This is a genomic window from uncultured Tenacibaculum sp. (assembly GCF_947494125.1).
GTDB lineage: Bacteria > Bacteroidota > Bacteroidia > Flavobacteriales > Flavobacteriaceae > Polaribacter.
The window spans coordinates 52,605-71,554 of the sequence record NZ_CANLTU010000007.1 but is presented as its reverse complement, the minus strand read 5'-3'; the positions used below and the strand labels follow the sequence as shown (position 1 = coordinate 71,554).

Sequence of the window (18,950 nt, the reverse complement as noted above, 5' to 3'; positions counted from 1 at the left end):
ACGTGTTTGTATATGGTATGTTACGGTTAGGTAAGTGATTTACATTCTGAAACATAATAGAGTGAATTGTGCGCAAAGATTGTTGTCTTAGCTAGCAGAAGCAATTAATTTTATACGGTGTTAGGCAACGTTTTTTATCCACACATAACATTTTCCAGTTCGCTTTTTTGCCCATTGTAAAATTCAAAGAAGTCAGTCGGCTTGATGGCTATAAGTTTGACCATTTTTTCGTGGTCGTGGTTTAGTCGATATACTTTTCCTTTTTTGTCTACTGCAATGTAATTTCCGTCTTCCATGTCCAAAATAGTGTAGTATAGTTTCTCGTCAAATTCAATTTCAAATGTGTATTCCAATTCCAAAAGTCCGATTTGCTCTTTAGTCAACGATTTTAATATTTTTTCTGCTGTCTTTTGGTCTGGATTTTCCATTTTCAGATGCTCCAGTTCTATTTGGTTTTTCTGAATTTGGTTTAGGTCAAATGTTTTGTGGAAATACTCTGGATTATCTATTTCGATTTCGGTCAATCCGTCAGATTGATAATATAATTTAATCGGTTGATAGAGATTTTCTTTTTTGTTAAAAACTGAAATTCCATTTAGGTTAAAACGAGTTTTGTGATTTCTGTTTATAATCTCAAATTCTTTGGGATTATAACCTCGAGAAATATATATTCCTCTTGGTTTATGCGTAAAGCCAATTCCGTAAATTTTAGAGAGTCCAATAGCAGTCTTGATTTGAGGCATTTCAGACTCCAACAATTCAGCTACTTTAAGTCCGAATTGTTCAATATGTTTCTTTTTGGTTTTTCGATTGAAAATGCTCATTTCAAATGTAGCCTAACTTGTATATACCTTATGTCTGTACCATTTTCTAGTAAGTGATTAGCGAAACTGTGTCGTAGTGTATGTAAGGTGGTTTTTTAGTTATAGAGATGTAGTCTAAAACTGCATTCCTACTTTAAAATTTAAAACTCTACCGGTCATATAATTTGGTATTCCGTATTGGGTTTTACTATAGGCATCACGAACCCATGTATTGGTTATGGAATTGCGAATATCGAAAATATTAAATAACTCTAATCCTGCAGTAAACTCTTTAAAGTTCTTTAAAAAACCTGTTTTGTGTTGCTTATTAGCATCTGCAAAAACATAAGAAATACCAACATCGGCACGTTTATAATCGTTTAACCTATTTTGAAATTGGTAAACATCTGCATATGCAGGAGCTCCACCTGGTAATCCTGTATTGTAAACTAGATTTAAATGCGCTTTTAAATCAGGTATATTAGGAACATAGTCTTGAAATAACACGCCGAATTTTAAACGTTGGTCTGTAGGTCTAGCTATATAGCCTCTATTATTTATGTTTTCTTCAGTTTTTAAATACCCAAAACTAACCCAGCTATCATTTCCAGGAACAAACTCTCCATTTAATCTTACATCTAAACCATAAGCGTAAGCTTTTGTAGCATTATCTGCACGATATCGAATACGAACGTTATCTACCGAATAGGCATTTACATCAGATAAGTTTTTATAGTATAATTCTGTAGTTAGTTTAAACGGGCGTTCCCAAAGCATAAAGCTATAATCGTTACCGGCAACTAAGTGAATTGATTTTTGTGCTTTTACATTCGGGTGCACTTGTCCGTTATAATCACGTAACTCTTTATAAAAAGGAGGTTGAGAATACCATCCTCCAGAAATTCTAAAAAGCATGTCTTTATCCCAGTCAGGTTTAATAGAAAATTGCGCTCTAGGACTAAAAATAAATTGGCTACTACTATTGTTCGTAGCTGTTTTTACATTCCAAGTATGCGCTCTAACTCCAATATTCATCCATACTTGATGGTTGTTCCAATTTGCTTTTCTACTAAATTGAACAAAACCAGAAAGACGATTGATATCTACCTCATTTGCTGCTCTAATAGTTCTATAAGGTTCTATAGGTCCAGTAAAAGGTTGGTAAGGTTGGTTGTTTCCTGTATGATGTGGTGGGCGTACAGAAAATCCTAAAGAATCTATAACTTCCCATTCACGAATACGATCTTTTATGTTTTCAGTTTGGTATTTAATTCCTGCTCTCCATTCGTTTTGCCCATCTTTTAAGATAGCCCTAAGTTGCATACTACTTATTAAAGCATCTAAATCGTTACGTGCATGATTTATTTGCGAACCAATTCCTTGAGAAAATTTTACATTTCCGAAATTTTCTGAACCAATATTGCTGTCTACTTCCCCTAAATTATACGAAGCAGCAATATCAAAATGTTCTTCTTCTTGGGTGTTAAAAGAAGAAACAGTTCCTGTTATTTTTAAATCTTTGTTTACTTGATATTCGGCAGAAAAAGCTCCAAAAAGTGTTTTAAATTGATCTTGTTCCTGACCTCTATAAAAAACTATTAACTCTAATGGATTTGCTAGTGTACCAAATCGTGTTTTTCGTGTTAAAGGTTGATAATTATAGTTGTTTAAAGAAAAGTTGCTTAATAAGTTTAACGTAAGTTTATCAGTAGCTTTGTATGATAAAAATGCTTGAACATCTGTAAATTTCGGTCTAAAATTAACTTCTACTTGTTTGCTGTTTACAAACAAACTATTATCTCGATAACGGACACCAACAATAGCACTTAATTTATTATTTAAAAAAGTATCTTCAATAGAAAAACTCCCCCCTAACAAACTTAGATCTAATTTAGCCGAAAATTCAGTAGGTTTTCTGTAAGTAATATCTAAAACAGAAGAAAGTTTATCGCCATATTTAGCTTGAAAACCACCTGCAGAAAAATTAATATTTTGGACTAATTGTGGATTTATAAAACTTAACCCTTCTTGCTGTCCAGAACGAATTAGAAATGGACGGTATACTTCAATTCCATTAACATACACTAGGTTTTCATCAAAATTACCACCACGTACATTGTATTGAGTACTTAATTCATTGTTATTACTAACACCAGGAAGTGTCATTAAAATATTTTCTACTCCAGCGTTTGCTCCTAATATTGTAGTTGCCTTTTTTGCTTTTATTTTTGTAATTCCTTGTGCTTCTTTCTTTAAATTTTTAATTACTACCTCTTCTAGTTCTTGTGTTTTAAAATTTAGAGTAGGAGAGTAGTCAAATATTTTTCTGCCTCTTGATGTAAATTTTTTAACGATTATTTTATAAGATACATGGCTAAAAGTTACAGAAACCGTTTTTCGCATAGGAATGGTAAATTGATAGCTTCCATCAGCATCGGTAGTTGTACCTTTAGATAAATAGGAAATAGCAACACCCTCAACAGGTGTGTTAAATTTATTGGTAATTTTTCCTTTTACAGTCACTGTTTTTTGTGCAAAAACTAATGAAGGGAACAGTAGTAATAAAAGTAGTTTTCTCAAGGGTTTTTTAGTTTATTTTTTTGAAAAATGTAGCAGAAAAAATTTTAGTATTTCCCACATTATCAGAGACTACAAGTTTAAAAAGATGTTTGCTACCTACCAACTTTTTATCGGTAAAATCGTAGGTAAGAATTCCTTTTTTATGATTGTATTCCATTAAAACCCAGTTACCATCGATAGTTGCACGGTAATTTTTAATTCCCGATTCACTGTCTTTTATCTTTAGTCTTAAGGTTTTGTTTTTAGAAATCCATTGTTTGTCTTTAAAATTATAGGATTGTATGGTTGGTTTAATTTTATCAAAAAGTAAAGTATAATCTCCTAACACTTTTGTTGTAGTGTACACTTTATTTATTTTTTTTCTTGTGGAAGTGTACCTTGGGTATTTAGAATTGGTAACATTTGCTATATATACATGTTGTTTTTGATTTTCATTTAAAAATGAAGTTTCAAATGTTAGTGTATATCTTTTATCAAGAGGAACTGTTGGGTTATGTATTTTGGCTATTCCGTTTTCTAAAGAGAAATCTATAAAACAATCGTTATAAAATGTGTTTTTAGGAAAAGCTATAGTTACATTTTTATGATTAAATTTATTAAAGTCTTTGGCAGTTATTTTATAGTTTGTAGTGTCTTTTTGTTTAAATATTAAATTACTTTCTACTCCTTTAACTGGAATTGTAATTGAAGAAGTGTTATGTTTAAAATCTTTAGCTATAATTTTTACATTATAGCTGGCTCCATTTTCAACTTTTATTTTTCCATTATTCACCAGGTCTTCATAAAGGTTTAATCGATTGGCAGCTACTTTGTGTGTTTTCTGAACTCTACTTTTATAGGTTTTATAATGTTGGTAATCAATTAATAAATTTATGTATTTGCTTTCAGCAAAAGAAAATGTTTCAACATCATGATAATAAACTCTACTACCATTAACTTTCATTTCTAGACTGTAAATACCATTTTTATTTAAAGCACCATTTAACCTATCAAAAACACTAATACCAAATCCAATAGTACCACTAGCATTAATACTCTCACTTATAAATTTATTTTCACCGATGCTTTTAAATGATATAAGGGTTTTTAATGCTGAATTATTTATTCGTGAATTATTTTCTAAAGGATAAGCAATTAGTTTTTTTATAGAAGGACTCTTATCATCAGCAGCATTTAATCCAAAATGCATCGGATTAATAATATGTTCGGTTTGGGTATTTCTTATTTCATAATGTAAATGCGGACCACCTGAACTCCCAGTATCTCCAGTGTAACCAATTAAATCACCTTTTTTAACAGGGAATTTTTCTGGTTTTGGGAAAATATTTCCTGTTTGATATTTTTCTTTTTGGTACTGAATCCTTTTAACGTATTTCTGAATTTTTGGTGCGTATTTTTTAAGGTGAGCATATACTGTTGTGTATCCATTAGGATGTTTTAAATATATTGCTTTACCAAAACCATATTGAGATACTTTTATACGAGAAACATGCCCATTTGCAGGTGCATATATTGGAATTCCTTGCTTTCCTTGAGTTTTTATATCTACACCAGAGTGAAAATGATTACTCCTTAATTCTCCAAAAGTACCAGCAAAAACAATTGGTATTTTTAAAGGTGGCGAAAAATAGTCTTTTGGATATTGTTTTTGAGCATAACTAAAACAGAAAAAGAAGCCTAAAAAAAAGGAGAAAAGAAATTTCAAATTATAACAGTTTTAAACAAAAATACTAAAATTATATCAAAGAATTAGATGCTTAATTACTAGTGTTTTAGTAAAAGATACTAAAAGAGTTGCTATTTAAAATCTATATTAATAACTTTGTGGATATAGTTTTATTCTAAAAAATAAATGAGTAACCCTTTAGAAGCAATTCATTTACTGGAAAATAAGTTGAAAAAAATACTTTCCAATTATGAATTTTTGAAAGAAGAAAATCAAGTTTTGCTTCAAAATAATGCAAAGTTACAAGTTTTATTACAAGAGAAAGAGCAACAGTTAGAAGTAAGAAAAGAAGAATATAAATTACTTAAAGTTGCAAAAACTATAGAAGGCAGTAACGAAAATACAAGAGAAACAAAACTCAAAATAAATGCTTTAGTTCGAGAGATTGATAAATGTATTACTCTTTTGAATTCATAAAAAAGTTCTTTACATGGCGAAAATAAAAGTTAATGTAGTAATTGCTGGTAGAACGTATCCGTTGAGTGTAGAAGACACTGATGAAGAAGAAGGAATGCGTAGAGCAGCAAAAGATATTAATGAATTAATAGCCAAGTTTGAACAAAGTTATGCGGTAGCAGATAAACAAGATGTATTGGCAATGTGTGCATTGCAGTATGCGTCTAAAGCAGAAATAGTATCATTAACCAATACTAAAGAAAACACTGAAGTATTGGAAAAGATAAATGAATTGACTAACTTGTTGGAAAATCATTTATAACGTTCTTTAAAATACATAAAATTAATATACTGCCTACATTAGTACATTGTTTGTTAAACTCAACACTATTTATTTAGAAAGGATGAGTCTTGGTTCGTAAAGCACGCCGATTTAATTTCGGATCCTTGATAAGCCAGTTAGTCCTAAACTTGTTTTTTGGAGTTTATAAAACCCTATTAATGTAGGTTTTTTTATACAATCAAATCAAAATTATGGAAGGAATATTATTCCCTGTTTTAGCAGGGATTATAGGGGTAGCAATAGGATTTTTTATTGCAAAAATGTTAGAGAAATCTAATGCAAATAAATTAATACAGGAAACAAAGAAAGAAGCGAGAAATATTGTAAAAGAAGCGAAAGTTGAGGCGGATGCAATAAAAAAAGATAAAATATTACAAGCCAAAGAAAAGTTTATTGAATTAAAGTCTGAACACGAAAAGGTTGTTTTATCAAGAGAAAAGAAAGTTTCTGATGTTGAAAAGAGAATTAGAGATAAAGAAAGTCAGGTTTCTTCTGAGTTAGATAAAAATAAAAAATTAAATAAATTACTTGAGAAAAAAGATGGTGATTTTAATTATAAATTAGAATTTTTAGATAAGAAAGAGTCTGAATTAGACAAGCTTCACAAGCGTCATGTAGATATGTTAGAGCAAATTTCTGGCTTATCTGCTGAAGATGCAAAAACAGAATTAGTAGCTTCATTAAAAGATGAGGCAAAGGCTGATGCAATGTCTTTTGTTCAAGACACTGTTGAAGAAGCTAAAATGACTGCACAGCAAGAAGCTCGCAAAGTTGTTTTAAACACTATTCAAAGAGTAGGAGTAGAACAAGCTGTAGAAAATTGTGTATCGGTGTTTAACTTAGAATCTGATGATGTTAAAGGTCGTATTATTGGTAGAGAAGGGCGTAATATACGAGCTTTAGAAGCTGCAACTGGAGTTGAAATTATTGTAGATGATACACCAGAAGCAATTATTTTATCTTGTTTTGACCCTGTTCGTAGAGAAATAGCTCGTTTATCAATGCATAAGTTGGTAACAGATGGAAGAATTCACCCAGCTAGAATTGAAGAGATCGTAAAGAAGACTGAAAAACAAATAGGTCAAGAAATTATAGAAGTAGGTAAACGTACCGTAATTGATTTAGGTATTCATGGATTACATCCTGAGTTGATTAAAACTGTTGGACGTATGAAGTACCGTTCTTCTTATGGACAAAACTTATTACAGCACTCGCGTGAAGTTGCAAATCTTTGTGGTATTATGGCTGCAGAAATGGGCTTAAATGCTAAAGCTGCTAAAAGAGCTGGTTTATTACACGATATTGGAAAAGTTCCTGAAACAGAAAGTGAATTACCACATGCTTTATTAGGAATGCAATGGGCAGAGAAATATGGAGAGAAGCCAGATGTATGTAATGCCATAGGAGCTCACCACGATGAGATAGAAATGAAGAGTTTGTTGTCGCCAATAGTACAAGTGTGTGATGCAATTTCTGGAGCTAGACCTGGTGCTCGTAGACAAGTGTTAGATTCATATATTCAACGTTTAAAGGATTTAGAAGATATTGCTTTTGGTTTCAACGGAGTTCAAAAAGCATATGCTATTCAAGCAGGACGTGAATTAAGAGTTATGGTTGAAAGTGCTAAAGTAAACGATACCAAAGCTGCTGAATTATCATTTAATATTTCTCAAAAAATTCAAAATGATATGACGTATCCAGGGCAAGTTAAAGTAACAGTAATACGTGAAACTAGAGCTGTAAATGTAGCTAAGTAATCATTATTGTAAATAATAAATAAAAAGCCTCATCATTTTGATGAGGCTTTTTTTGTTATCTATTATTTCTTCTAGACTTTCCTTTTTGTTCAGGAGTTGCTCTTTTGAAATATTTATTGTTGTGTTTTCTTTGCTTACGTCTTTTTAATATTTTACCTCGTTTACCAATTTTAGCATTTGGGTTTGCTCTATAGTAATAGAAGTTATTATCTTCTTTATACTTACGGTAATTTCTTCTAAAGTTTCTTTTGTAAAAATAAACATCATCATAATCAAATATATTACCAATGTTAATGTCAATATCTATATTGTTATCATTGTAATAAACATCATCTCCACAGTAATCGTTATATTTTACATCTCCATAAAACCTTGGAGTTCCCCAACGATCATATTCAACTCTTAAATTTCCAACTTTAGTTAACTGACCAAAACGGTAACCGATGTAAACACTACCTATTCGTTTTACATTACCTCTACTATCGTAATTAATAAAAGAATTTCCAACACGTCTTACACGTCCTTTAAAATCACGTTCAATTCTAACACCTCGATTTACTCTCTTACGTTTACCATAATAATCTACATATCTAGTGTTTTTGTAATGTGTATTAAAATCAAAATCACCATTTAAAAATACATGAAATTGTACCCCTCTTTCTACAAAGGTAACAGCATCATTGTAACGATATGTAACCCCAATTTTGCTAGTTGATTTGTCTGTGTTATTAGCGTTTACTGTTGCTAATGACATGATTGCTAATAAAAAAAGTATCCCTGTTCTCATAATTGCTAATTTTAGGGTTATGCTTACTCTATGCGCTTTTCGGCTTCCGCGTTTGATGTATAATTTTCAAAGAGCGTGCCAAAATATTTGAGTTTATGATTTTGATAACTTTTAAATAAATTAAATAGGTTTTATCTGTTTGATTATTAGTTGTTTGTAGGTTTGGTAAAAATAATTTAAGTACTGGTAAATTCACTGTTAATTATATTCTATCAAGTGCTTCATAGCCATAGCATACATCATTTTACTAGTATTGGTTTTGTAATTAACCAATTTGGTATTGATTTGTTTGGCTTTTGATTATGGATATAATATAACAACTCCTAGGAGAATTGTCTCGTAGAAGTTGTATGTTGCTATTATCTTTGAATGTATACCCAACCTTTTTGAGTTTTACTTAATTCAGTTTTACCAAGTTTTAAAGTGTAAAAATAAGTTCCAACTGGCAAGTCATCTGTAGCGTTTATTGTAGATTTTCCTGTAGACTTTCCGTTCCAGTCATTTTTGTAATTACTTGTTTTGTATACAAGATTTCCCCATCTGTTATAAACTTCTAACTCATTTTTATTGTATTGCTCTAAGCCTTCAAAAACTAAAGTTTCATTTGTGCTATCTCCATTAGGTGTAAATATGATGTTTACATCATCTAATTTACCATCTACAACACCAGACCCAATTGTAATTATTTCATAATCGTTAGGTACAAATTCATTCGAAGTTACTTGTCCTGTGGTTAAATCTCCTGAAGCATTACTGTTTCCAAGATCTATCCATTTGTTTTGTGCATTACTCCATCCTACTACTTTTAATTGTTTAATGTTACTTGTTATAGCTGAAATATCACTTTGATTATCCCAAGTTAAAGTAACAGTAGTTTTATTAGTTCCTTTTAAATTCCAAAATTCCAGTTGACTAATGTTTTCAATAAAAACTTGTTTCTGATTTGTTAAAAATGATTGAGCAAAAGTATTTGGAGAATTTGGGTCCTCGTTAAAATATGCTCCTTTAAAAGTTGTGTTTTGATTTTGAGTAGGTAACTTCATTGGTCTTAATCTGTTGTCATCACCTATTGGAAATGTAAATTCATTAGTTCCAGTAACTGAAGTATATCCATCTACATGTCTGTTGTCGTCTTCACCAGCATAAAAATCATGTTGCATAAAATCTAAAGAAATGTCTGAATTTGATTTTGGAGTTAAAACTTTACCATTTATAAAGCTTAATTCATTAGTTACACCTAAAGAATTTTTTAATTCTACATTATTAGTAGCGTCTATTTCTACATTGTAAAAAGTAGCTTTATTGTTTCCTGTTATAGTTCTAGTCTCACTATCACTATAAAATCCAGCTAACCCCTCATTGTCATTATCTAGTGTGCCATCATTCGTTAAATCTGTATGAAATCCAATGCTAGCATTTGCATGCATTTTTATATTTCCATAATTGTGAAATGCAGTTTGAGCACTTATAGAGTATGTAAATAATAATACGGCTATTTTAGTTATTGTTTTCATAATCATTGATTTAAAATGGTTGTCGCTTTGTAAATGTTTCGTTGTATTTACACTTCAAAGGTGCTTTAAATCAATAAGTATTACTGGGAGTTTTAGTTGAACAGTGTTTTTCTAAAGATTAGCGGATTTACTCATAATAATGATAGTAAAAAAAATACCATTTAACGTACGTTAAATGGTATTCGTATAAGTTTTAATTATTTTAAAATTAAGTTGTGGTTGTTTTATCTTTGAATATAAACCCAACCTTTTTGCTTTTTATTTAAGTTGTCTTGACCAAATTTTAACGTGTAGAAGTAAGTTCCAACTGGTAAGTCATCATTCTCCTTTATGGTAGCTCTTCCATTAGATTTTCCATTCCAATCATTTTTATAATTAGTTGTTTTATATACAAGGTTTCCCCATCTATTATATACTTCTAATAAACTTTTATTGTATTGTTCTATTCCTTCAAAAACTAAAGTTTCATTTGTACTATCCCCGTTAGGTGAAAATATGATGTTTACATCATTTAAACTACCGTCTGCAATTCCAGAACCAATTGTGATTATTTCATAGTCATTTGGTATAAACTCATTTGAGGTAACTTCTCCTTTTATTAAATCACCAGAAACATTACTGTTACCTAAGTCAATCCATTTGTTCTCAGTTTTACTCCATCCAACTACTTTTAATTGCTCAATAGTATTTGTTATTGCTGCAATATCACTCTGATTATCCCAAGTTAATGTTATCGTTGTTTTATTAGCTCCTTTTAAATCCCAAAATTCAAGTTGGCTAATGTTTTCAATAAAAACTTGTTTTTGATTCGTTAAAAAAGATTGAGCAAAAGTATTAGGTGAATTCGGATCTTCGTTAAAATATGCTCCCTTAAAAGTTGCGTTTTGATTTTGAGTTGGTAAAATCATTGGTCTTAATCTGTTATCATCTCCAATAGGGAATGTAAATTCCTCAGAACCTAAAACAGTAGTATAGCCATCAACATGTCTATTATCATCTTCACCAGCATAAAAATCATGTAGTATAAAATCTAAAGAAATGTCTGAATTTGATCTTGGCGTTATAACTTTTCCATTTATAAAACTTAATTCATTTGTAATACCTAAAGAATTTCTAAGCTCTAAATTATTAGCAGCATCTATTTCTACATTGTAAAAAGTAGCTTTATTGTTTCCTGATACTATTCTTGTTTCATTATTGCTATAAAAACCAGCTAAACCTTCATTGCTATTGTCAAGAGTACCATCATTTGTTAAATCTGTGTGAAATCCAATACTAGCATTAGTATGCATTTTTATATTACCATAATTGTGAAATGCAGTTTGAGCACCTACAGAATAAGTAAATAATAATATAGTTATTTTAGTTATTGTTTTCATAATACCACTGTATTAAACTTTCATTTAGTTAAAAACTGCTTGGTTGTCGGTTTGTAACTGTCTTCATTACACTATGTTGTATAATTCCCTACATCTACGCTTCAAAGGTGCTATAAATCAATAAATTTTGATTTAAAACTTAGTTGAAGTGTATATTTCTTCTGGTTAGTGGATTTGTCTTTAGGGTAAGGCTTTATTATCGTTATTCAACGTACGTTAAATTGCATTTCAATTAATTATAACTGAATTATAAGTTAACAAAGCATATAAAATAATTATGATAATACCCGCATATTATTATAGTCTTTTTATATACTCTAAGACAAAAATGTTTAATAGTTAGGTTAACTATTATTGAAGTAGTAGTAGGTTTATGATCATTTAATTGTTATAATTTTAAAGAGGATTAATTTTTAATTTTAAAGCTGCAAAAGTAATACATATTTTTTAAACTTTTCAACTTTTGTTTATTTATTTTTGATTTAACTAGTAGATTATTAGATAGTTATGTTTTGTATCTACTTGGGTTATTTTCTCCAGGCAATTTCAATTAATACTTGAGGGAAATCAATACTATTGCCATTGCAATAAGCTTGAATAAAATCTCCTTCATTAACATTTACATTTATTGTGTTATTATGATTTCCTTGTACACTAGTCATTGTTAAAGACGTTATAACAGTTGTAACATCATTTTTACGTATTTCTATAGTCCAAGTTTGATTAATGTTAGTCTGAGCACTAATTGCCGTAATTGTACCATTCCTAATCATGCGCCAGCCATTATTATTAGATTGAGCCCCGTTAAACTGCCTCAAATATTCATTTGTAGTATTATTGCTATTTCTACCCCAACCTACCATAGTACGATGAACACTTAGCCATTTAGTCCTTGTATTGTCATATATGTATAAAATTCCATCTGTACTGTCTACATACATTTGTCCACCACTTGTGCCGGTAGGAGTAGTGGTGTTTGGCTCAATTTTAAAAGGCACGTCTGTACTTTTGGTATGTAATTGAGCATCAATTGTTGAAGCTGAAAAATCACCTATTCCAACTTTACCATTCTTGTAAATTTCACTATCATCTTTGTCAGCTGTAAGATTATCATCTTTACCTAACCATGTGTTTTCAAATTTAGAGGAAGATTTCTTTTCTATAACTCCAGTAGCTGTTGTAGTTAAAATATCATTGTCTGCTGTTGTTGTAGCTATATCTCTAACTCTAAGTTTACCGTTTACATCCAATCGCTCGCTTGGAGCATCGGTGTTTAATCCAATATGACCGTTGGTGTTTAGAATATTAAAGGTTTCATCATGCCAAGTACCGTCATTTCTTGTTATGTAAAAAGCGTCCGTGTTTCTTCTACCAAATGCAAATTTTGCTACCCCAGCGTTTTCAAAAGTAAACGTGTTAAAGCCTCCATCTGTATCATTGAAATTAATATCGGGTTCTGTCCCTTGAACACGAATAATTCCAATACCATCAGCAAGATCTTTGCTTATATGAAGAGGGCTTGTTGCTCCAGATATTCCTATACCAACATATTGATTTGATTGATTTATTCTCATAGCCTCTACATTGTTTGTTCTAAGTACTAAATCTTGTCCGTCACTAGTTCCTAGATAGTTAGTCGTAGGGTTTGTTCCCGCATTACCAGTTAAAGACCAAAAATTATTTGCTAAGGATAACCAAGTTGTTCCATCCCATACTTTAATGGTATTTGGTGTTGTACTTGTGTCAAACCAAATATCGTTTTCTAAAGCTATAGGAGTAGGTGTGTTAGGATCTGTTGCTGACGTATAAACATTATTATTGTTCACAGTGTTCACAGTTCCTTTATTATCAACAACATTAATTTCCTGAGAATATGTAGAAAAAGAAAATAATATTAATAAAGATGTAACTATAAATTTTATTATGTTACTATAGTTTATCATAAAATTGTTTTAATAATATTGTTTTTTAATGATTAAATACCCCAAAATGTGATTGCATTTTGCTCAATTTCTTGTATTTGAGCGGTTGTAATATCAGTATTATACATTATAAGTTCTGTAAAACTTGTTGTTGCATGATTTCCTGACTGATTGCCATTTGCCCATCCTATAGCAAAATCTTCAGTTCTAGTACATCTACCATTATTGTACACTCCATTAAAACGTTGTGTTCCCCCAGAACGCGCAATAGTGTTTGTGTTAGTTTTCATAAAGGTATATATTTCCCAGACATTTGTATTTGCGTTATTATTAAAAGAACGTGTCGGATTGCAGCAAATACCTGGGTCAAAATATAAGTTTCTATTATTCCAGTTAATATGAGTTGACCACCTATTAGCACCTGTTAAAACACCAAAAGAATGTTGACTCTTATTAGTTGCTCTAGCAATTGTTATTACTGTTCCTTCATCTCCAGAATTAGTTACATCTTGTATTCCATTTGGAGTATTAACAATTAAATGATCATTTGAACCATCTCCTTGAAAATAAGGATTGTTTGTGTCTGGATAAAACCGAGGTTGTCTATTTCTGGTTGTTTGAATTGCATCTCTTCCTAATCCGCTTTGATCATACCATGTATGAATAAAAACATTATTACCTGCTCTCCATGTGTTTATGGCATTGATATCTACAATATCATCATCTCCCCAACTGAAATCTTGTTCAGCATTATCACCAGCTCTTCTTAATCTGATTAAAGGACCATTGTAATCGCTTTCAATAACTCGCATTGAAAAAGCAAAACTAATATTTCCTAAATTTTCATCAAGAATATGATGAGGCTTCATCGTGGGGAAATTATTGTATTTAACTATTTGACTAAAAGTGAAAGAATTAATACAACAAAAAAATAATAAAATAATTTTTTGTTTCATCATAATACCTTGTTTATCTCCTTAAATCTCCAGTTAAATGGAAGTTATTAGTGCTAGTTGCTACTAATCCAGCTCCAGCATCTTTGCCTGCTGTTATAAATCTAGAAAGTCTATTTAAAACAGTAACTCCAGCAGCTCCATTAATTGTAACTCTTCCGTTTCCTGTTTGGTATATACTTATATTGTAACCAATAGGTAAACCAGTCGGAACAGTAAGTGTAATGTCTGTTGCGCTATTAAATGTTATTATTTTTCCATTATCTGTAGCAACTAAGGTGTAATTAGTAGTTTTATTAACTACGCTAGCTAAGTTTATGTCTATCCAATCTGTTGCTGTACCTGTAGAAGATAAAATTTGTCCCGATGTCCCTTCGTCTCCATCTTTATCTTTAAACATAGCCCCTAATTGCATGTTATTGGTAATATGCAAACTCTCACTAGGTATATTATTACCTATGCCTAACCTGTTATTGGTATTGTCCCAAAATAAATTGCTGTTATTTTGAGTGGGTTTACTATCAGTTCCTGCAAAAAAAAGAGAACCAGTAGTGCCAGTATGAGCTATGTCTACCCAAGCAGTACCATTCCATATATTTATTGAATTTGGATTGGTACTAGTGTCAATCCAAATGTCATTTTCTAAAGCTACAACTGTAGGTGTATTTGGATTGGTAGCAGAGGTAAAAACATTATTGTTATTTATGGTTTTTATAGTTCCTTTTTTGTCAATTACACTAACTTCTTGAGCATTGATTTTTAAAGAAAAAAAAATCAATGCTAAAGTCAGTGTCAATTTTAGAAAACTATTATTAACCATTAAAAGTTGTTATTTGATGTATTGGATTTCTACAACATCACCAGCGTACATTGGCAAGTCAGTTGCACTATATGTTATAGTAACTGTGTCAGCAGTGACAGCAAAATCTGTTCCAAATCTTAACTTTACACCATTTCTGTAAACGAATAATTTAGCAGCAGTTGTAAGAGCTGTTAAAGTAGGTAATCCTGTAACAGTAATATCAACATCAGCAGCAGCATTGGCACCTTGTGTATAATCTACTCTAATTCCATCTACTTTTAATAAGTCTGATAATTGCATTTTTTGAACTGCTCCAGATGCTTCGTCTCTAATTAATACAGTAAATCCAGTACCAGCACCTCCATGAGCTTCACGATCGACTGAGTTTGTAGAGGCTGTACTAGCATCAGTAACTAATTGTAAGCCATCTAAAGCAAACTCTTTTGCAGCATCAGCTGTAATATAAGTATTGTCTGTTAACACACCACCTAATTGCCAAGTAGTAATAACACCACCAGCTGGAGTTGTATTAGTAAATGATGTTAAACCATTTACGGCTTGTAAATACTTAATAGTACCTTTATTATCTACTAATTTTACTGCTGTGTTTGATGAGTTTAACGTAGCATTAGCTTGTTGAGTTATATCACCAGTAGTTGTTTGTGCATTCGCAGTACCAATAGCTAATAAACCAATGACGGCTAAAGCTAATTTTAATTTGTTTGTAATTGTTTTCATAATTGTTTTAAGATTTATATATAGGGTTTAATAAAATTGAACTATTCTTATTTGATCACCCTGATAGCATACAGCTTCAGGTTCTATTTCTATTGTTGTATTGTTAACAACAGTAAAATCTATTCTTACGCCGTTTCTAAAAACATTTACTTTTTTAGAATCGCTAATAAGTATAGATGGGGTAAATTGTAGTTGCCCGTTAGTAGCAACTATTTCTGTAACTTCTTCTCTGAAAAAGTTAGAAGGAGAAATTTTTCTTAATTGACCTGTAGTTTTATTTACAGTTACTATATCGTCTTGTGTTGTATTACCATCCTGTAAACCTATTATAGAAAGTGTGTTTATAGCCGAAGCTTCTATAATTGTAGGTTTAATTAATGTACCTCCTAATTCTATAGTAGTACCAGAACTATTGGTTACAGCCGACAAACCATTATTTGCATTTATATTTAAACTTGTACCTCCACCACTACCAGTGCCTACCCAGTTTGTGCCATTATAGGCATAGATTTTTCCATTACTTTGGTCTACATAAATATCACCAGCTATAGGTGTTAATGAAGGATTAAAAAGGGGAGGGCCATTACCTCTTGTAGGATTAGAATCAATCTTTACCCAAGAAGTTCCATTCCATATACTAACAGCGTTGTTTTTAGAGTTGTCAATCCAAAAATCACCTGTATTATTAGTTGTAGGCGCAGTTCCTGAAGTTGTTACGTTTATTCCTGTGCTAGTCCCGCTATTGCATAAGTTTTCCCATGAAGTACCGTTAAAAAAGAATACACATTTAATATCTGTATTGTATACTAAAGCGCCTTCAAGTGGCGTTATGGTATTCATAACTGAAGTACTAACTCTACTAATAACTAAAACTTTGTCTGGACTTTCCAATTCTAAAACAGAACTTGGATGGATAACAGAAGGGTTTTCCCCGACTTTTACCTGTGCGTAAAAAGGGATTTGTACAATAAGGAGAAGTATTAAAGAGATTTTTATCTTCATACCTTGGGGGTTAGTATTACAATAATAATTAATTTTTTTGTTATAAAAAATAAATTTCAATAGAAAAAATATATTTTATTCTTTTGACACAGAGTTTTTTAAAAGGTCACAAAGATAGATTAACTTTTGTTTAACTTGGAAATTAGTTTGGTGTAATTAATTAGCTTTTTTACATCTTTAAGTAAGCCTAATGTTGTTCTATAAGGTACTTTATTTTGATCGTGATTAAACCTTGCTATTTTATTTATTTGTTTCCAGTGTTTTCTAATTTCTTTTAAGGCTTTAGGGTAGTTAATGTTTTGTGAATCATATATATGTGTAGGTTCCGCTAAAATTCCATTAAGTTCTAAAATTTTAAAATCACCTTTTTCTACATCATTAAAAGAATTGTATTTAAGGTCTAATCTTCCGTAATACCAATCATTTGTTTGATTGTTTAAATTATTAAAAGTTTCTTCGAGTTTTTTTGATATAAGATGATTTCCATTTATAAAACGCGTTCCTTTTGAATGATTTCCTATTGAAGATAATTTTATTTTTTCCCCTTTAGGTATAATCTGTTCTAAGTTTATATTGCAACAACCTTCTTTAAATAACTCTATATAAATTTTAGCTCTTTTATCATTTTTAATAAGTTCTTCTATTGTTGATTTTCCATCACCAATAACATGTAAAAATTCTTTTAATGTAATCGATGTAATCTTACCTTTCTTTTCATTTGGTATACGATGATAAAAGATCCCACATTCATTCTCTTGAGTTAAAAATTCTTGAACTAAAACATCAATTGGAAATTTTTTTAAATAGCTAATTAGAGTATTTTCATTTTCAATTTTTTTAACCAATAAACCTCTAAAGCCTACATCTGGTTTAGCTATTAAAGGATATGTTATTTGACTTTGGTTAACTTCTTTTAAAGTCAACTCAATGTTTGAATTTGCTTTATGGAATATTGTTTTTGGGAGATATTTTTCTGGTAATAGTTGAAGTGTTTTAAACTTAGATTCTGTACCAATACCAGAGTTCTCAATCCCAGGATTTGTAGCTGTGTAAAATACTAAACTCCCTGCTTTTATTGCATGATAAAAAGCAAAAGGAATATTAGGGATATAGAACATATAAGATGGCCAATGCTCCCAATTAAAGAGTTTTTCAATTTTGATATTTGATCTCAATTTATTTCTGAAATAGATTATCTAAAAATGCTTTTATAGTTTTAAACCCGTAGTAAACGGTGAATAAAATTAAAAAAACACCTAAGGTTAGTAAGATATAAGCAATAAATTTCTTAGGACTTTCAGTGAAAATTCGTTGAGCTTTAAAACCAAAACTTAAAGTTATTGGAGATAAAATTAATAGACCTAATAGGATTAAAAATTTCTTAACTACTTTGTCGAAAGTTTTAGGTTTATTCATTGGTAAAGTTTTTAATAGCTTCTTTAACGTTTCCGTATTTTTCTAATAATTTACTAGCTGCTTTTTTGTCGATATTAAGTTCAGAAACTAACATGTTTTCACCTCGATTCACGAGTTTATTATTAGATAATTGCATATTAACCATTTTATTTCCCTTTACTTTTTCAAGCTGAATCATTGTTGTGGTAGAAAGCATGTTTAAAATTAATTTTTGAGCTGTACCTGCTTTCATTCTTGAACTTCCGGTAACAAATTCAGGACCAACAATAACTTCTATAGGGAATTTAGCTGTCAATGCTAATGGGCTTTTTAAATTGCATGTAATACATCCTGTAATAATATTTTTTTCATTACATTTTTCTAATGCAGAAATTACATAAGGTGTGGTTCCGGAAGCAGCAATACCAACAACAATATCTTTATTTGAAATATTGTGTTTTTTTAAATCTATCCATCCTTGTTCTGTTGAATCTTCAGCAAATTCTACTGCTTTTCTAATAGCAATATCTCCACCAGCAATTAATCCCATTACTAGGTCGTGAGAGACACCAAAAGTAGGAGGGCATTCACTAGCATCAAGAATACCTAGGCGTCCACTCGTACCAGCTCCTATATAAAATAAGCGTCCACCTTCTTTTAGTTTTAGAACTATTTGTTCTGTTAGTGTTTCAATTTGAGGTAATGCTTTTTTAACGGCTAAAGGCACGGTTTGATCCTCTTTATTTATGTTTAATAATAATTCAGAAATGCTCATTTTTTCCAAATCATTATAATTAGAATCTTGTTCGGTGGTTTTGGTGAATTTCATAGTTCAAATTTACTAATTATAAAT

17 protein-coding genes, 1 other RNA gene and 1 pseudogene are annotated in these 18,950 nt (G+C 30.6%); 4 read left to right on the top strand and 15 right to left on the bottom strand.

Annotation, left to right across the window (positions count from 1 at the left end; all coding sequences use genetic code 11):
• Positions 1–134 precede the first annotated feature (134 nt).
• The 4 genes and pseudogenes from Q0881_RS12195 to Q0881_RS12180 form a co-directional block, all read right to left on the bottom strand.
• Complete coding sequence (locus Q0881_RS12195) at positions 135–824, bottom strand: hypothetical protein (RefSeq protein ID WP_299160629.1); 690 nt, start codon at positions 822–824, stop codon at positions 135–137.
• Positions 821–904, bottom strand: a pseudogene (locus tag Q0881_RS12190) (hypothetical protein); the annotation flags it as partial. The pseudogene Q0881_RS12190 and the gene Q0881_RS12195, both read right to left, overlap by 4 nt.
• 34 nt (positions 905–938) lie before the next feature.
• Positions 939–3,383, bottom strand: coding sequence for a carboxypeptidase-like regulatory domain-containing protein (locus Q0881_RS12185; RefSeq protein ID WP_299160626.1), 2,445 nt, complete (start codon positions 3,381–3,383; stop codon positions 939–941).
• A gap of 7 nt (positions 3,384–3,390) precedes the next feature.
• Positions 3,391–5,088 (bottom strand): M23 family metallopeptidase, encoded by a 1,698-nt coding sequence (locus Q0881_RS12180; RefSeq protein WP_299160623.1) that lies wholly within the window; start codon positions 5,086–5,088, stop codon positions 3,391–3,393.
• A 147-nt stretch (positions 5,089–5,235) separates the two neighbouring features.
• On the opposite strand from Q0881_RS12180, the gene Q0881_RS12175 reads away from it, so the two are divergent.
• The 4 genes from Q0881_RS12175 (at position 5,236) to rny (ending at position 7,605) form a co-directional block, all read left to right on the top strand.
• A complete protein-coding gene (locus Q0881_RS12175) occupies positions 5,236–5,526 on the top strand; it encodes a hypothetical protein (RefSeq protein ID WP_299160621.1) in 291 nt (96 codons plus the stop codon).
• Positions 5,527–5,539: 13 nt separating this feature from the next.
• On the top strand, positions 5,540–5,827 hold the full coding sequence (locus Q0881_RS12170; protein ID WP_299160619.1) for a cell division protein ZapA: 288 nt from the start codon (positions 5,540–5,542) through the stop codon (positions 5,825–5,827).
• Positions 5,828–5,884: 57 nt separating this feature from the next.
• Positions 5,885–5,992: non-coding RNA, 6S RNA (ssrS, locus tag Q0881_RS12165), on the top strand.
• A 47-nt stretch (positions 5,993–6,039) separates the two neighbouring features.
• Complete coding sequence (gene rny, locus Q0881_RS12160) at positions 6,040–7,605, top strand: ribonuclease Y (protein ID WP_299160617.1); 1,566 nt, start codon at positions 6,040–6,042, stop codon at positions 7,603–7,605.
• Positions 7,606–7,660: 55 nt separating this feature from the next.
• On the opposite strand, the gene Q0881_RS12155 is transcribed toward rny, so the two are convergent.
• The 11 genes from Q0881_RS12155 to murQ all read right to left on the bottom strand — a co-directional run bounded on the left by Q0881_RS12155 (position 7,661) and on the right by murQ (position 18,926).
• On the bottom strand, positions 7,661–8,392 hold the full coding sequence (locus Q0881_RS12155) for a hypothetical protein (RefSeq protein WP_299160615.1): 732 nt from the start codon (positions 8,390–8,392) through the stop codon (positions 7,661–7,663).
• 359 nt (positions 8,393–8,751) lie between these two features.
• Positions 8,752–9,906 (bottom strand): gliding motility-associated C-terminal domain-containing protein, encoded by a 1,155-nt coding sequence (locus tag Q0881_RS12150; RefSeq protein ID WP_299160613.1) that lies wholly within the window; start codon positions 9,904–9,906, stop codon positions 8,752–8,754.
• A 224-nt stretch (positions 9,907–10,130) separates the two neighbouring features.
• Positions 10,131–11,285: a gliding motility-associated C-terminal domain-containing protein gene (locus Q0881_RS12145; protein ID WP_299160611.1), complete on the bottom strand. Its 1,155-nt coding sequence runs from the start codon at positions 11,283–11,285 to the stop codon at positions 10,131–10,133.
• Between the two features lie 527 nt (positions 11,286–11,812).
• Positions 11,813–13,228 (bottom strand): hypothetical protein, encoded by a 1,416-nt coding sequence (locus tag Q0881_RS12140; RefSeq protein WP_299160609.1) that lies wholly within the window; start codon positions 13,226–13,228, stop codon positions 11,813–11,815.
• Between the two features lie 32 nt (positions 13,229–13,260).
• The gene (locus Q0881_RS12135; RefSeq protein WP_299160607.1) at positions 13,261–14,076 is read right to left on the bottom strand and encodes a hypothetical protein; all 816 of its coding nucleotides are present in this window, start codon (positions 14,074–14,076) and stop codon (positions 13,261–13,263) included.
• A 100-nt stretch (positions 14,077–14,176) separates the two neighbouring features.
• Positions 14,177–14,956, bottom strand: coding sequence for a hypothetical protein (locus Q0881_RS12130; protein WP_299160605.1), 780 nt, complete (start codon positions 14,954–14,956; stop codon positions 14,177–14,179).
• Positions 14,957–14,989: 33 nt separating this feature from the next.
• Positions 14,990–15,700 (bottom strand): hypothetical protein, encoded by a 711-nt coding sequence (locus tag Q0881_RS12125; protein ID WP_299160603.1) that lies wholly within the window; start codon positions 15,698–15,700, stop codon positions 14,990–14,992.
• Between the two features lie 27 nt (positions 15,701–15,727).
• Positions 15,728–16,702: a hypothetical protein gene (locus Q0881_RS12120; protein WP_299160601.1), complete on the bottom strand. Its 975-nt coding sequence runs from the start codon at positions 16,700–16,702 to the stop codon at positions 15,728–15,730.
• A 119-nt stretch (positions 16,703–16,821) separates the two neighbouring features.
• Positions 16,822–17,877: a D-alanine--D-alanine ligase gene (locus Q0881_RS12115; protein WP_299160598.1), complete on the bottom strand. Its 1,056-nt coding sequence runs from the start codon at positions 17,875–17,877 to the stop codon at positions 16,822–16,824.
• A gap of 1 nt (position 17,878) precedes the next feature.
• On the bottom strand, positions 17,879–18,118 hold the full coding sequence (locus Q0881_RS12110; RefSeq protein ID WP_299160596.1) for a DUF6095 family protein: 240 nt from the start codon (positions 18,116–18,118) through the stop codon (positions 17,879–17,881).
• Positions 18,111–18,926 carry an N-acetylmuramic acid 6-phosphate etherase gene (gene murQ / locus Q0881_RS12105; protein ID WP_299160594.1) on the bottom strand — a complete coding sequence of 272 codons (816 nt, stop codon included), beginning with the start codon at positions 18,924–18,926 and terminating at the stop codon, positions 18,111–18,113. Before murQ ends, Q0881_RS12110 begins: the two co-directional genes overlap by 8 nt.
• Positions 18,927–18,950 lie beyond the last annotated feature (24 nt).